Annotated in this window: 12 protein-coding genes; 4 read left to right on the forward strand and 8 right to left on the reverse strand. The window is 66.5% G+C overall.

Annotated features, from left to right (window positions below):
* Positions 1–9: 9 nt before the first annotated feature.
* From purF to L0V05_RS06605, 4 genes are all read left to right on the forward strand, one after another.
* A complete protein-coding gene (gene purF, locus L0V05_RS06590; RefSeq protein WP_234869324.1) occupies positions 10–1,473 on the forward strand; it encodes an amidophosphoribosyltransferase in 1,464 nt (487 codons plus the stop codon).
* Complete coding sequence (locus L0V05_RS06595) at positions 1,470–1,850, forward strand: iron chaperone (RefSeq protein ID WP_234869325.1); 381 nt, start codon at positions 1,470–1,472, stop codon at positions 1,848–1,850. Before purF ends, L0V05_RS06595 begins: the two co-directional genes overlap by 4 nt.
* Before the next feature lie 63 nt (positions 1,851–1,913).
* On the forward strand, positions 1,914–2,573 hold the full coding sequence (locus L0V05_RS06600; RefSeq protein ID WP_234869326.1) for an SDR family NAD(P)-dependent oxidoreductase: 660 nt from the start codon (positions 1,914–1,916) through the stop codon (positions 2,571–2,573).
* A 189-nt stretch (positions 2,574–2,762) separates the two neighbouring features.
* A complete protein-coding gene (locus tag L0V05_RS06605) occupies positions 2,763–3,740 on the forward strand; it encodes a DMT family transporter (RefSeq protein WP_234869327.1) in 978 nt (325 codons plus the stop codon).
* Between the two features lie 198 nt (positions 3,741–3,938).
* Here the strand turns inward: L0V05_RS06605 and L0V05_RS06610 are convergent, their stop codons facing one another.
* The 8 genes from L0V05_RS06610 to L0V05_RS06645 form a co-directional block, all read right to left on the reverse strand.
* Complete coding sequence (locus L0V05_RS06610) at positions 3,939–4,838, reverse strand: NAD(P)-dependent oxidoreductase (RefSeq protein WP_234869328.1); 900 nt, start codon at positions 4,836–4,838, stop codon at positions 3,939–3,941.
* A 57-nt stretch (positions 4,839–4,895) separates the two neighbouring features.
* Positions 4,896–6,326 (reverse strand): aldehyde dehydrogenase family protein, encoded by a 1,431-nt coding sequence (locus tag L0V05_RS06615; RefSeq protein ID WP_234869329.1) that lies wholly within the window; start codon positions 6,324–6,326, stop codon positions 4,896–4,898.
* Between the two features lie 5 nt (positions 6,327–6,331).
* Positions 6,332–7,885, reverse strand: a complete 1,554-nt coding sequence (locus tag L0V05_RS06620; RefSeq protein WP_234869330.1) for a trimethylamine methyltransferase family protein — start codon at positions 7,883–7,885, stop codon at positions 6,332–6,334.
* A gap of 30 nt (positions 7,886–7,915) precedes the next feature.
* Positions 7,916–8,749: an isocitrate lyase/PEP mutase family protein gene (locus L0V05_RS06625; RefSeq protein WP_234869331.1), complete on the reverse strand. Its 834-nt coding sequence runs from the start codon at positions 8,747–8,749 to the stop codon at positions 7,916–7,918.
* A 77-nt stretch (positions 8,750–8,826) separates the two neighbouring features.
* Entirely contained in the window at positions 8,827–11,274 is a 2,448-nt protein-coding gene (locus L0V05_RS06630; protein ID WP_234869332.1) for a GcvT family protein, read from the reverse strand.
* Positions 11,271–12,158 (reverse strand): homocysteine S-methyltransferase family protein, encoded by an 888-nt coding sequence (locus L0V05_RS06635; protein WP_234869333.1) that lies wholly within the window; start codon positions 12,156–12,158, stop codon positions 11,271–11,273. The genes L0V05_RS06630 and L0V05_RS06635 overlap by 4 nt, the downstream gene beginning before the upstream one ends.
* Positions 12,155–13,186 carry an alcohol dehydrogenase catalytic domain-containing protein gene (locus tag L0V05_RS06640; protein ID WP_234869334.1) on the reverse strand — a complete coding sequence of 344 codons (1,032 nt, stop codon included), beginning with the start codon at positions 13,184–13,186 and terminating at the stop codon, positions 12,155–12,157. Before L0V05_RS06640 ends, L0V05_RS06635 begins: the two co-directional genes overlap by 4 nt.
* Entirely contained in the window at positions 13,183–15,624 is a 2,442-nt protein-coding gene (locus L0V05_RS06645; RefSeq protein ID WP_234869335.1) for a GcvT family protein, read from the reverse strand. Before L0V05_RS06645 ends, L0V05_RS06640 begins: the two co-directional genes overlap by 4 nt.
* Positions 15,625–15,668: the final 44 nt, after the last annotated feature.

Consider the following 15,668-nt stretch of genomic DNA (forward strand, 5'->3'; position numbering starts at 1 on the left):
ACCCCGCCGATGCAGCCCTATCTCGCCCACCCCTTCGATGACGACAAGCTCAAGGAGGAATGCGGCGTCTTCGGCGTGATCGGCGTTTCGGACGCCGCCAATTTCGTGGCTCTCGGGATGCACGCGCTTCAGCATCGCGGGCAGGAGGCAGGGGGCATCGTCGCCTACGATCCCGAGCACGGCTTCAACTCGGCCCGCCGCTTCGGCTATGTGCGCGACAACTTCACAAACGCCTCGGTCATGGAAGGCCTGCCAGGATCGCTGGCCATCGGCCATGTCCGCTATTCTACTGCCGGGTCCAAGGGCGCCACCGCCATCCGCGACGTGCAGCCCTTCTTCGGCGAATTCTCGATGGGCGGCGCAGCAATCGCGCATAACGGCAACCTGACCAACGCCGCCGCTCTGCGCCGGGAACTGATCGAGCGCGGCTCGATCTTCCAGTCCTCTTCGGACAGCGAATGCATCATCCACCTGATGGCGCGGTCGATCCAGAAGAACATCTCGGAACGGATCAAGGATGCGCTGCGTCGGGTCGAAGGCGCGTTCAGCGTCGTCGCCATGACCCGCACCAAGCTGATCGGCGTGCGCGATGCCCTTGGCGTACGCCCGCTCGTCCTTGGCCGGATCGGCGATGATGCCTGGGTGCTGTCATCGGAAACCTGCGGCCTCGACATCATCGGCGCCGAATTCGTCCGCGAGATCGAGCCCGGCGAGATGGTGGTGATCGAGAACGGCAGGGTCGAAAGCTCTTACCCGTTCGAGCGCAAGGCCTCTCGCTTCTGCATCTTCGAGCATGTCTATTTCTCGCGCCCCGACTCGATCCTCGGCGGCCGCTCGGTCTACGAGACGCGCCGCCAGATCGGCGTGGAACTGGCGCGCGAGGCCCCGGTCGAAGCCGATCTCGTCTGCCCCGTGCCCGACAGCGGCACCCCGGCGGCAATCGGCTACAGCCAGGAAAGCGGTATCCCCTATGCCATGGGGATCATCCGCAACCAGTACATGGGCCGGACCTTCATCGAGCCGACCGAGCAGATCCGCAACATGGGCGTGCGGCTGAAGCTGAACGTCAACCGCGCGCTCATCAAAGGCAAGCGGGTGATCCTGGTCGATGACTCGGTCGTCCGCGGCACCACCAGCCGCAAGATCAAGGACATGATCCTGGATGCCGGCGCGGCAGAGGTCCATTTCCGCATCGCCTCGCCGCCGACGGCTTGGCCCTGCTTCTACGGCGTGGACACGCCGGAACGCTCGAAGCTTCTGGCGGCCAACATGTCGGAAGACGAGATGCGCGACTGGATCGGCGTGGACAGCCTCAAATTCATCTCGCTCGACGGTCTTTACCGCGCCGCGGGCGAGGCGGCAGGGCGCAACCCGAATGCACCACAGTATTGCGACGCCTGCTTCAGCGGCCAGTATCCGGTCGCGCCTTCCGACAAGATCGAGGAAGGCTTCCAGATGAAGGCGGCCGAGTGACCGGCTCAGCCGAGGTCGACGCCTATCTCACCGCCCTGCCCCCCGACCAGCGCGACGCCCTGAGCGACTTGCGCCTGCGTCTGGCGCGCCTTCTGCCGGACCATGTCGAATGCATGTCCTATGCGATGCCCGGATTCCGCGAGCCGGGCAGCAAAGGCAAGATGGTCGCCGGCTACGCCGCCTTCGCCCGGCATCTCGGCCTTTATCCTCATTCGGGCAGCGTCATTCCGGCCCTCGCCGCCGACTGTGCCGGGTTCAAGACCTCGAAAAGCGGTGTCCTGTTCACCCCGGACCATCCACTGCCAGACGCGCTTCTGGAGAAGATCGTGCGCAGGCGGCAGGCGGAACTGGCTGCGGGTTATGGCCGCAAGTCCTGACCTCCGCTTGCCATTCGCGCCTCGCGCCCCTATCCCGCGGACAGAGAACGGGAGTCCGACAGAATGAGCCAGAACATTGCCCTCATCACCGGCGCATCGCGCGGCCTTGGCGGCGCCATGGCCGAGGTCTTGACCGCACGTGGTTGGCATGTCGTTGCCGTGGCGCGGACCGTGGGTGGGCTTGAAGAGCTCGATGACCGGATCAAGTCCAGACGGCAGCCCGGCGGCGGCGAGGTGACGCTGGCGCCAATGGACATCACCAATGACGACGCCATGCGGCATCTCTGCCTCTCGATCTACGAACGGTGGGGCAAGGTCGATCTCTGGGTTCATGCGGCCATCCATGCCGCCCCCCTCTCCCCCGCAGGGCATGTCGACGCCAAGGACCTCGACAAGTCGATCGCCACGAATGTCCGCGCGACGGGCATCCTGATCCCGATGGTCGAGCCACTGCTGCGCGCCTCGGAAAGCGGCACAGCGTTGTTCTTCGACGACCCGCGCGCGGGCGAGAAGTTCTTTGCCGCCTACGGTTCCACAAAGGCCGCCCAGATCGCTCTGGCGCGCAGCTGGCAGGCAGAGACGGCACGGACCGGTCCGCGCGTCGAAATCGTCACGCCGAAGCCCATGCCCACCGCCACTCGCGCCCGCTTCTTCCCCGGCGAAGACCGCGCGCGCCTGACTCCGACCCATGACGAGGCCAGGCGGCTCGCCGACCTTCTCTGATCGCAAGGGCAGGCGCGGCGCGCACGCGCTGTGCCGGCTGCACCTTCGGATCCGATTGTAACCCCGTTCACAGACCCCGCGGCGTTCTGGCCGCATGGTTTCTCCCAGCATGGCAACCGCGCATGGCGATGGAGTCGTCCCGCGCGGACCTGGCAGCCCGATGGCTCCGAACCGCGTGGAGAAACACCGATGACGAACGTCCTTCTCCCTGCATTCCCCAACCTGAAAGGCCCGAGGTTCCCTGCCCTTCTGCCCTTCGCCGGCCTGCTTCTGGTCATGCTCGCCGCGGCGCTCTGGGCGACGGTCGGGGTCGCGGTCGGCATGATGGACAGCCACCGCCTTGGCGCGGATACGCTCGGGTTCGTTCGGACGCTGATCGGGGCCGCAGTCCTTTTGGCAGCGGCGGTCGCAACCGGCGGCGTCCCGCGCGGCATGCGGCTGCCGGCCCTGCCTCTCCTGGTGTTTGGCATCGGCGCCGCCATCTTTCAGGTCTGCCTGTTCCGCGCCTTCCGCGAAGTCGGCGTGACGATCACAGTGACGGTCACGGTCTGCCTGCCACCGCTGATCCTGGCAGTCGCCGATGCCATGTTTGCCCGCCGCCTGCCCTGCGCCTTGGTCACGACTGCACTCGTGGTTGCGGGGGCCGGTGTCGCGGCGATCCTGCTGCCTGGGTCCGAGGCGCACCTCCTGCGCCCCGTCAATGCCGGGGGATGGATCCTGCTTCTGACCGCATCCTTCGCCTTTGCCGGTGTTGCCGCTTCGGCGCGCCGCCTGTCAGGGGTGGTCCCGCCGCTGTTCGGAACCGGTCTCGGACTGGCGATCTGCACCGTCCTTCTTGCCGGACATGCCCTGATCGGCGGCAGTCTGGACATGGCGCAAGTCGCAACGCTTGAACGGCGCGACCTCGCGATCCTGCTCTACCTCGGGCTCTTCGCGACTGGAGGCGCCTATCTTGCCTTTGCGGTGGGCATCCGTCTCTGCCGCTCCTCGACCAGCGGTCTTGTCGCCAGCATGATCGAGCCCGCCATCGCCGCCGCTCTGGCCGCCGCGCTTCTTGGCGAGTTCCTGCGCCCGATGGAACTCGTCGGTTGCGCCGGCGTCATCACCGCCATGGTCCTGATCTGGCGCGCCGAGACCCGGCCCGCGGCTTCGGCAGGTCAGGCGTGATGCAAGAAATATCCGCCTGCCTTTCCGAACTGTGATCCAGATTACAGAAGGCGAATGGGGAATCAGCCATGCTGAACTTGTTAATGAGTGCCGCTTCTCTACAGACGTAGCCGACCGTCAAGAGAGTGTGATGAGTAAAGCGCAGCCCGGGGAATGTAGCCCATCCCCGGGCTGTGCCAGTTCGGCGATCAACTGCGCTTATTCGAGCCGGGCCGGAAAGCCAGGGGCGCGAAGATCGGTGTGCAGCAGGTCTTCCAGAAGCTTCGCGATCATCGGCGACTGCGCCTCCCCGCCATAGGCGGCCTTGGCAGCGATGTAGGTTTGGTTCGTTGCCGAGGCGAGGTCCAGCGGCACGCCGAATTCCTTGCCGAACCCGAGCGCAAAACCCAGGTCCTTCAATGCAAGGTCGATCGAAAAGGCAATGTCGTAGGAGCCGTTCAGGATCAGGGCGCCTTCGGTTTCATGGACGAAGGAATTCCCGGACGAGGCCTGAATCGCGTGCCAGGCCTGACCCAGGTCTAGACCGCCGCGCTTTGCCAGCATCAAGGCCTCGCCGCAGGCCTTGAGATGGATGAAGGCCAGCATGTTGGTGATGACCTTGATGATCGAGGACGATCCCAGGGGTCCCATGTGGAAGATTCGGTTGCCCATGGCCTCGAAGGCCTTCCAGTGCAGGTCCACGAGGTCCTTGTCGCCGCCCGGCAGCATGGTGATTTCGCCGCGATAGGCCAGATGCACCCCGCCCGTGACCGGGAGTTCCAACATCCGCACCCCCGCCGCGTCCGCGACCTTGGCGAGCGCCAGCACATCGTCGCGGCCAAGAGTGGACATCTCGATCCAGCTCGCGCCCTTCTTCATATGCGGCAGGATCTGGCGCAGTACACGCTCCGACACCGCAGGCGACGGCAGGCAGGTGATGACATGGTCGACCGATGCGGCCAGATCCTCGGCACTCTTTGCCAGAACCGCGCCTTTTTCCACCAGCGGGTCCGCCAGCGCAGGGTTCAGGTCAAAGACCGTGACCTTGAAACCCGCCTTTAGGAGGCAACCCGCGCAGGCCGCGCCGAGGTTGCCAAGTCCGATATAGCCGTAATGCATGTCGCTCCCCAGACATGATGAGGGCGGCGAAATCGCCGCCCTCGCCGATCAGTTGACTCAGGCGCCCCAGCCGACGATGCCCTTGACCTCGCAGAAGTCATGGATGCCCCAGTCGGCATATTCGCGACCGTTGCCCGACTGCTTGTAGCCGCCGAAGGGCGCGAAGGTGTCCCAGGCCGGGTAGTTCAGATTGACCGTGCCGGCACGCAGGCGGCGGGCGACGGGCTGGGCATCCTTCACTGGACCGGCGATATAGGCGGCCAGACCATAGACCGTGTCGTTGGCCATCTCGATCGCCTCGTCGACCGTGTCATAGGGCAGGATCGACAGCACCGGACCAAAGATCTCTTCCTTCGAGATGGTCATGCCGTTGGTGACATTGCCGAAGATCGTCGGGCGCACGAACCAGCCGCGGTTCACGCCAACCGGGCGCCCGATGCCGCCAGTCACCAGCGTCGCGCCTTCGTCGATACCGGCCTGGATCAGCCGCTGTACCTTGTCGAACTGGAGCTTCGACACCAGCGGCCCCATGGTGGTGGCTTCGTCGCGCGGATCGCCGACGACGACCGCATCGGCCGCCGCCTTGGCATGGACCAGCGCCTCGTCGTGGCGGTCACGCGGCACGAACATCCGGGTCGGCGCGTCGCAGCTTTGCCCCGTATTGCCGAAGCAGCCCTCGACCCCGCCTTTCACCGCCGCCGCCAGATCGGCGGTCGGCAAGATAATGTTGGCCGACTTGCCGCCCAGTTCCTGCGCCACGCGCTTGACCGTCGGTGCCGCCGCGGCCGCCACCGCCGTGCCCGCACGGGTCGAACCGGTGAAGGAGACCATATCGACCTGCGGATGGGCACTGATATGGGCGCCCACCTCCGGACCCGTGCCGTTCACGAGGTTGAACACGCCCTTCGGCACGCCCGCCTCGTGGCAGACCTCGGCGAAGAGGATACCCGACAGCGGGGCGATTTCCGACGGCTTCAGCACCATGGTGCAGCCCGCGACCAATGCCGGGGCGACCTTGCAGGCGATCTGGTTCATCGGCCAGTTCCACGGCGTGATCAGTGCGCAGACCCCGATCCCCTCATGGACGATGCGCGTGGTGCCGCGCATGTATTCCCATTCGAACTCTTCGGCGGCCTTGATGGTGCTTTCGATATGCACCTGACCGGCCCAGAATTGCGCCTCGCGCGCCCAGGTGATCGGCGCGCCCATTTCGGTCGACATGGCGACCGCGAACTCTTCGGCGCGGGAATTGTAGACCTCGAGGATGCGCTTCACGACCGCGATCCGGTCCTTGACCGGAACGACCGTCCAGGCATCGAAGGCCGCACGGGCGGCGAGGATGGCCTTGTCGGCATCGGCGGTCGAGCCGAGCGCGATCTCGCCCACGATTTCTTCGGTCGCCGGGTTTTCGACGCCCAGGCGCTGCTTCGAGATTGGCTCGACCCATTCGCCGTTGATGTAGAATTTCTGCAGGTTTTTCGAGATCATGGCTCTCACCGGAAATAGATGTTGTATTTTGCGCGGATGGCCGCGTCGATCTGGGGATCGATCACCGATCCCGCTTTTGCCAGAATTTCATTCTTGCGGGCAATAGCGGCGTCCAGAAGCAGCGGTTTTCCCGCCTCGTTCCATTCCTTCGGGCTCATGCGGTTGCCGACGGCCGGATAGATGTATTCCGTCTGCATGAGGCCAAGCGTCTGCTCGGAGCCAAGGTAGTGGCCCGGTCCGCCAAGGCAGACTTCCTTCATCGCCTCGATCGAGGTCGAATCCGGCGTCACGTCGATGCCGCGCACCAGCCGCATGGCCTGACCCAGGAGGTCGTCGCCCAGCACCAGGCTTTCGAGGCAGAAGCCCAGAAGCGAGGCATGCATGCCGACCGCCTCATAGCACATGTTCAGTCCCGCCAGACCGGCGAGAGAGTTGGTGATCCCCTGCTCCCAGCCTGCCTGCATGTCCGGCAGCTTCGAGTCCGAGATGCCCGAAGCCGCGCCGCCCGGCAGGTCGTAGAAGCGGTGCATCTGCGCGCAGCCCGCCGTGAGCAGCGCCTGCTCGGCACTGCCTCCAGACATCGCCCCGGTGCGCAGGTCGCTCACGAAGGGCCAGGTCCCGAAGATCGCGGGCGCGCCCTTCTTGATCGCGTTGACATAGACGACGCCGGCCAGGCACTCCGCAACCGCCTGCACGATCGCCAGCGCAATCGGTGCCGGAGCGGTCGCTCCCGCCTGCCCCGCCGACAGCAGCAGCATCGGCATGCCCCGACGGATGCAGTCCTCCATCGTGATGCAGCTTTCCTCGGCGAATTTCATCGGCGGAACGACGAAGCAGTTGGAATTGCTGACAAACGGCCGCTCAAGCCATTTCTCCTCGCCGCCCGCGACCATGTAGATCATGTCGAAGCAGTCGGCGACATGGGACGGATCGCTGAACGAGGTCCCCACATGCTTGCGGGTGCCCGACAGGCAGCCATAGAGCGTGTTGAGGTCCATCTCCCTGTTGTCCACCACGTCGCGGCAGACCATCGTGCGCTGGTAGAAATGGATGTTGTCGAGGTTCTCGACCAGCCGCGCCGCGTCGTAGAGGTCCTGCGCGGTGGACTCGCGGTAGTCGAGCGTCACCGGATCGACGATATGCACCGCCGCACCGGCGGTGCCGTAATGGACGTTGGTGCCCTGCAGATGCAGGTCGAATTTCGGATCGCGGGCATGGAGGGTGATGCCGCGCGCGGCCACCGCCAGCATGTCCTCGACCAGCGCGCGCGGGAAGCGGATGCGCCCGTCATCGCCCAGGATCGCCCCTGCCCCGGTCAGGATCTCGACCCCCGACTTTGGCGCATTGGCAAGGCCGATGACCTCCAGCGCCTCGAGCGCCGACTGGTGGATCTGCTCGACCCCCGCCTCGGTCAGCGGCTTGTACTGCCCGCCCGGAAGGCCCGGCCGCACCGGTCGCAGGTTTTCAGCGAGGGGCGCCGCCCGCACCGCTACCCGCGCCGCACGTCCGCCCGACCGCCGCGCGCGGGCCGGTTCGCAAATCTCGCCAATCTCGGTCATGTCATCCCTCCCGGGGGTCCGCCCCCGCTGTCAGTCCGTTGCCGCGCCCCTGCGAAGAAGCGCATCGATATCGTCACCCGACGCCACACCCGAAAGGGGCGCGAAAGACCCCTCGTCCAGCATCGCCGTCACTGCATCGCGGATCGCCGCATGGGTCAGCCGGGCAATCTGGCTGCCCGTCGAAATCCGCCGAACGCCCATGGCGGCCAGTTCCGCAACCGTCATCGCCTTGATCGGCCCCGCGGCGAGCGCATTGACCGGCTTCGACACCGCCGCCAGCACTTGTGCCAATTCCGCCTTGCCCGGCGGCACCGGCAGATAGAGCAGGTCCGCACCCGCCGCCTCGAAGGCCTTCAGCCGCCGGATCCCTTCGGCCAGGTCATAGGCGCCGTTCATCACCCCGTCGGCCCGGGCGCAGAAGACGAAGGGCCGCCCGAGTGCTCGTGCCGCCGCCGCCCCGGCCCGGATACGCTCCACCGCGAGGTCGAACTCGTAGGCTGGGGTTCCGCCGACCATCACCGTATCCTCGACAGAGCATCCCGACAGCCCCACCTCGCCCGCCAGTCGCACCGTCTCGGCCACATCCGCCGGCGTGTCGCCAAAACCGTTCTCGAAATCGCCCGAAACCGGCAGATCGGTCGCCGCCAGCAGATCGGCGGCATGGGCCAGCGCCTCGTCGCGGCTCACCCCGCCCATATCCGCCCGCCCGAGGGTAAAGGCATGGGCCGCGGAGGACGTCGCCAGAGCCTTCGCCCCGAGCGCCGCCATCATCCGCGCCGATCCGGCATCCCAGGGGTTGGGGATGACGAAGCAGCCGCCCTGATGCAGCACCGCAAAGGCTTCGTGCCGCTCCGCCAGTCTCATGCCCGAACTTAGTCCTTCTTCTGTCCCCAAATATCCCCGGGTGGGTCCGGTAGGGCAGACAGCCCTCCCGGCGCTCGTCACATGCGCACCCGCTCGGATTTCGGGTCGTACATCGGCGCCAGTGAGGCCACTGCCTTGTGCCGCACCCCCGCCACCTCGATCTCGTAGGAGGAGGCCAGCACCTCTTCCTCGCTCTCGCCCTTGCAGGGGACGTAGCCCATGCCGATGGCGCCGCCGAGGAAATGGCCGTAGTTGCCGCTGGTCACCGGGCCGACGATCTTGCCGTCCCGCACCACCGCCTCGTTATGGAAGAGGAGCGGCTCGGGGTTCTCCAGCCGGAACTGCACCATCCGGCGGGTAAGCCCCTCGTCCTTCTTCCGCAGCACTGCGTCGCGGCCGATGAAGCCCGCTTTCTTCGTGCGCACCGAGAAGCCAAGGCCCGCTTCCAGCACATGGTCCTCGTCGGTGATGTCATGGCCCCAGTGGCGATAGGCCTTCTCGATCCGGCAGCTGTCGAGCGTGTGAAGCCCGCAGAGCTTCAGCCCAAGATCGACCCCCGCCTCGTCCAGCGTCTCGAAGACATGGGCGGTCTGGTCGGCTGAGACATAAAGCTCCCAGCCAAGCTCGCCCACATAGGTCACCCGATGCGCGCGGGCCAGTCCCATGCCAATCTCGATTTCCCGTGCTGTACCAAAAGGATGCGCGGCATTGCTGAAGTCGTTTGGCGAGACACGCGTCATCAGATCGCGCGCCTTCGGTCCCATGACGCAGAGAACCGACTCCGCCGCCGTGACATCGGTGATGACCGCGAAGTCATCGCCAACCGTGCGGCGCAGCCAGTCGAGATTGCGCTGGAAGGTCGCGCCGGGCACGACGAGCAGATAGGCGGTCTCGCTGAGGCGCGTCACCGTCAGGTCGGCCTCGATCCCGCCGCGCTCGTTCAGGAACATCGTATAGACGATCCGGCCGGGCTCGACATCGACCTCGGCCGAGCAGATGCGGTTGAGGAATTTGCAGGCATCGCGCCCCTCGACCCGGATCTTCCCGAAGGAGGTCATGTCGAACAGGCCCACGCCATTGCGCACAGCCAGATGCTCGGCCTTCTGGTTCTCGAACCAGTTCTGCCGCTTCCAGCTGTAGTGGTATTCCCGCTCCTGCCCCGGATTGGCGAACCAGTTGGCCCGCTCCCAACCCGCGACTTCACCAAAAACCGCGCCGCGCGCCCTCAGATGCTCGTGGATCGGCGAGCGGCGGACGCCGCGGGCGGTCACGACCTGACGGTAGGGGAAGTGGTCGGCGTACAGGAGGCCGAGCGTCTCGGTCACCCGCTCCTTCAGGTAGCGGCGGTTGCGCTGGAAGGGCTGGGCGCGGCGGATGTCAACCTCCCACAGGTCGAAGGGCGGCTCGCCATGGGTGATCCATTCGGCCAGCGCCTGTCCCGCCCCGCCGGACGAGACGATGCCGATCGAGTTGTAGCCGGCGGCGATCCAGTAGCCTTTTACCTCTGGCGCTTCGCCCAGGTAATAGCGGTCGTCGGGGGTGAAGCTTTCCGGCCCGTTGAAGAAGGTGTGGATGCCCGCCGTCTGGAACAGCGGCATCCGGTTCATCGCCTTCTCGAGGATGGGCATGAAATGGTCCCAATCCTCGGGAAGGGTATCGAATTCGAAATCGGGACGGATCCCGTCCATGCCCCAGGGTTTCGCCTTGGGCTCGAAGGCGCCGAGCATCATCTTGCCGGCGTCTTGCTTGTAATAGGCGCATTCGTCCGGAACGCGCAGGACCGGCAGGCTTGATGCGATCCCCGCCACAGGCTCGGTGACGAGGTAGAAATGCTCGCAGGCGTGGAGTGGCAGCGTGACCCCGTTCTGCGCCGCCAACTCGCGGCCCCACATGCCGCCGCAGTTGACGATGACGTCGGCCTCGATGTGGCCCGCACCCTCGGCGGTTTCCCAGTCGACGCCGGTGACGCGGCCCCCGGCGGTGGTGACGCGGGTGACCTTCGTCATCTCGAAGATCTTAACGCCCTGCATCCGGGCGCCCTTGGCCAGCGCCATGGCGATGTTGGCCGGGTCGCATTGCCCGTCGCCGGGCAGATGCACCGCCCCCACCACGTCACCGATGTTCAGGTGCGGATACATCGCCTTGGCCTCGGCGGGCGAGATTTCGGCCACGTCGACGCCGAAGATCCGCGCGATGGTCGCGTTGCGCAGCAGTTCCTCGTGCCGCTCGGCCGTCAGTGCGACCGAGATCGACCCCACCTGCCGCATGCCCGTCGCGACGCCGGTTTCGGCCTCGAGCCGGATGTAGAGGTCGCGGGAGTATTTCGCGAGGCGCGTCATGTTGGCGCTGCCGCGCAGCTGCCCGATCAGCCCCGCCGCGTGCCATGTCGTGCCCGAGGTCAGCTTGCGGCGTTCCAGCAGGACGACATCGGTCCAGCCGGCCTTGGCGAGGTGATAGGCGACCGAACAGCCGGACACGCCACCCCCGATGACGACCGCACGGGCTTTGCTTGGAACGGCGTTCATGTCAGCTGGTATCCTTTGTCGGTCAGGCGGCGCCGGATCGCGGCGATATGGGCAGGCGTGGTTTCGCAGCAACCGCCGATGATGGTGGCGCCCTGTCCCACCCAGTGCTCGGCGAAATCGGCGTAAAGCTCGGCGGTGAGGTCGGGCCGTGCCTCCAGCACATCGACTGTCGGCCTGTCCTTGAGGAAATCCTCGGTGATCTGCTTGAAGCCGTTGGCATAGCAGCCGAACGGCAGACCGGCGGCCGACAGCGCCTCGAGCGCGGCCGCCATCGCCTCGGGGGCCGAGCAGTTGGCCAGCACCGCCGCCGCACCGTCCTTCGCAATCGCCGCCAGTTCCGCGACCGGCTCGCCCGAACGGAGCTTCGTTCCGTCGCGATCCTCGACCGTGACCGACAGCCAGACCGGCTTGCCCGTCTTCACAGCGCCATCAAGCAGCGCCCGCGCCTGGGCCAGCGTGGCGATGGTTTCGCCCAGAATGACATCGACCTGCGGGGCCAGGATCGCCGCGACCTCGCCATAGAGGCGAACCGCCGTGTCGTATTCCGGGCCGACATCCGCGCGGTAGGACGCGCCGAGCGGCCCGATGGACCCGGCGATGCGCCCGCCCCCTGCCGCCTTGCGCGCTGCCTGCGCCTCGGCCAGCGCCTGGCCGTGGAGGGCCGCAAAGCGATCATCGAGGCCGAAATCGCGCAGACGGTCGTGATGGATCGCGTAAGTGTTGGTCGTGGCCACAGTCGAGCCTGCCGCGTAGTAATCGGCATGGATCGCCTGCACGAGGCCGGGATGGTCGATCATCACCTGCGTCGCCCAGAGCGGCGTCGGCGGATCGCCCGAGCGATTGATGAGCTCCTGGCCCATGCCGCCATCAAGAAGGGTGATCATTCAAGTGTCTCCGGTGGAATGAGAACCAGCTTTCCGGGATAGCGGTTCGCGGCCAGATCGGCCTGCGCCCCGGCGATATCCCGCAGCGGATAGGTCCGCGACACGACCGGCCGGACGCGCGCGCCATTGATGAGTTCGACGAGCCGGGCAAAGACGTCACGGGGCTGGTTGGTGGCCCCGAAGATCGTCAGGTCGTTGAGGTAGATCGTGCGCAGATCGCCCGTGACGAGTGGACCGCCAACCGCGCCCGAGGTAGCATAGCGCCCGCCCGGCTTCAGAGCGTCGAGCCGGTCCGCCCAGCCCGGACCGCCGACGAGGTCGATCACCGCATGGAAGCTGCGAGGCGACGGTTTGGCATCGCGGTCCAGCACCTCGGCCCCCGCCTGTCGCACCGCCCCGGCCTTGGCGGGCGAGCACTGGCCCACCACTTCGGCCCCACGCAGCACCGCGAGTTGAACTGCCGCCAGTCCGACGCCGCCCGACGCGCCGGTCACCAGAACCCGCTCGCCCGCCTGCACTCCGGCCCGGTGCAGCAGGTTGTTCGCCGTGCCATAGGCGCAGGGCATCGCGCCGATCTCGACATCCGACAGGGGCGAGGCGGTCACGTCATGCAGGTGCCGCGCCGGGACCACGCAGAATTGCGCGAAGGCGCCGTCATATTCCGAGCCGATGGCGACGAAATGCACCGGGTTCTCTACTGTCGGTTCCGACTGGTTGGTCGGGCAGATCACCCTTGCGCCCATGGCGATCCCCTCGACGCCCTCGCCGAGCGCCACGACTCGCCCGCACAGGTCCGACCCCTGGATGCGCGGAAAGGCAATCGCGCCGGACCAGCCGGCCTCTTCGCCCTTGCCGTACCAGCCGACGCGGGTGTTGATGTCGGTCGCATTCACCCCCGCGGCCAGAACGCGCACCAGCACCTCGCCTGGGCCGGGATGCGGCACCGGGATATCCTCCCGCCAGACCAGCGCCTCCGGCCCGCCGTGGCGGACCAGCTGCACGCCGGACATGGTGGGAGCATGCGTCATGCGCGGATCCGTTCGTTCTGCGGGTCCCAGACCGCGCCGTCGCCCATGACCTCGGCCGGATAGCGGGTGCCGAAGACCTCGATCTCCAGTTTCGTGCCCGGCGCGGTCAGGTCGGAGCGCAGCATTCCGAGCGCGAGGCAGGCATCGACGCGGTGGCCCCAATAGGCGCTGGTCGTCTCGCCCACGACTTTGCCGTCATGCCAGAGCGTCGACATGTAGGGCGGGTCGCAATCCCCCACGTCGGCCTTGAGCACGGTGAACCGCTTGGTGACGCCGCGCTGCTTTTCCGCTGCGAGCGCCGCCTTGCCTCGGAACTCGGGCTTGGCCCAGTCGACGAAGCGTTCGAGCCCACCTTGAAGCACCGTGTAGTCGGTCGAGAGGTCGCCCTTCCACGCCCGGTAGCCCTTCTCGATGCGGAGCGAGTTCAGCGCGAACATGCCGAACGGCTTCAGCCCATGGAACTTGCCCGCCCGCATCACGATGTCCCAGATCGCCGGGGTATCCTCGACGCGGGAATGGATTTCCCAGCCAAGCTCGCCCGCGAAGGAGACGCGCATCAGGAAGACCTCCGCCCCGCCGATGGTCGCCTTCTGCCAGGTGAGCCAGGGCAGCGACAGGTCGGCCTTGGTGACTTCCGACAGGATGGCGCGGGATTTCGGCCCGGTCAGGATCTGGCAGGACCAGTTCTCGGTCTCGTCGGTCAGCGTCAGGCCAGGGTCCAGATGCTTCACCAGCCAGTCACGGTCGTGAGTGTGCGCCGTCGCGGCGGTGATGAGCAGCGCCTCGTCCTCGGCGATGCGGGCAATCGACATCTCGGTGACGATGCGGCCCTTGTCATCGGCGAAATAGCCGAGGCCCAGGCGGCCGACCTTCGGCACCTTGCCGGTGATCTGCCGCGTCAGCCAGTCGATCGCGCCGGGGCCCGACAGGCGGAAGCGCGAGAAGCCCGGCAGGTCGAGGATGCCGGCGGCGTCGCGCACGGCGAGGCATTCCTCGCGCATTGCGCCATACCAGGAGCCTTCGCGCGACCAGGTCTCGGTGCCTGCCTCGGAGGTGTCATCGCCCGGGCGGGCATACCACAGCGCCCGCTCCCAGCCGTTGTAGGGCCCGAACTGTGCGCCGAGGGCGGCGGTTCGGTCATGCACGGCCGACAGGCGCTTCATCCGGCCGGCGGGCCAGGCGTGGTGGGGGAAGTGGATGGCGTATTCGTGGCCATAGACCTCCATCCCCTTGGCGACACAGTAGTCGTGATCCTCCCAGCCGGTGAAGCGGCGCGGGTCGCAGGACCACATGTCCCATTCCGTCGCGCCTTCTGTCACCCATTCGGCCAGCACCTTGCCCGCGCCACCCGCCTGGCAGATGCCGAAGGTGAAGACACAGGCCTCGAAGGCGTTCGGCACGCCCGGCATCGGGCCGATCAGCGGGTTGCCGTCGGGGGCATAGGGGATCGGGCCGTTGATGACCTTGGTGAGGTTGGCCTTTTCCAGAAGGGGCACGCGCGCCATCGCATCGGCGATGTGCCATTCCAGCCGCTCCAGATCGTCGGGGAACAGCTGGAAACTGAAATCCTCGGGGAAGGGATCGTCCGGCGTCGCCCAATGGGCGCGACAGGGGTTCTCGTAGGGGCCGAGGTTGAAGCCGTATTTCTCCTGCCGCAGGTAATAGGAGCTGTCCACATCACGCAGCAGCGGCAGCTTGTGACCCACCTCTTTCGACCACGATTCCAGTTCTGGGATGGTGTCGAACAGCAGATACTGGTGGCTCATTACCATCATCGGCACGCGGCGGCCGAACATCTTGCCGACCTCGGCGGCGTAATATCCGCCGGCGTTGACGACGATCTCGCAGCGGATCTCGCCCTTGGGCGTGGTTAGCACCCATTCGTCGTTCTCGCGGCGGACGGCGGTGACGGGGCAGAAGCGCTCGATCTTCGCCCCCATCTGGCGCGCGCCGGTCGCTAGCGCCTGCGTCAGCTGCGCCGGGTCGATGTCGCCGTCATAGGGGTCGTAAAGCGCGCCGGTCAGGTCATGCGTCTCGAGGAAGGGATAGCGGCTGCGGATCTCGTCCGGCGACAGGATGTCGAGGTCCATGCCCTGATAGCGGCCCATGCCGACGACGCGCTGGAACTCGCGCAGGCGCTCCTTCGTGTGGCCAAGGCGGACCGAACCAGTGACGTGATAGTTCATCGGATAGCCGACCGCCTGCCCCAGCCCGCGATAGAGCTCGGCCGAATAGCGCTGCATGTTCATGATCGACCAGGAGGAGGAGAAGGTCGGCACGTTGCCCGCCGCGTGCCAGGTGGACCCGGCGGTCAACTCGTTCTTCTCCAGCAGGACGCAATCCGTCCAGCCCGCCTTGGCCAGGTGATAGAGCGCCGAGGCACCGACCGCCCCGCCCCCGATGATGACCACGCGCGCGCTTTTCGGCAGATCGGACACTTGCTTCTCCCTGTCTTGTCTTGCGCGGGATTATCTGCGGGCGC

Source organism: Alitabrizicola rongguiensis, from assembly GCF_021491355.1.
Classification (GTDB): domain Bacteria; phylum Pseudomonadota; class Alphaproteobacteria; order Rhodobacterales; family Rhodobacteraceae; genus Aliitabrizicola; species Aliitabrizicola rongguiensis.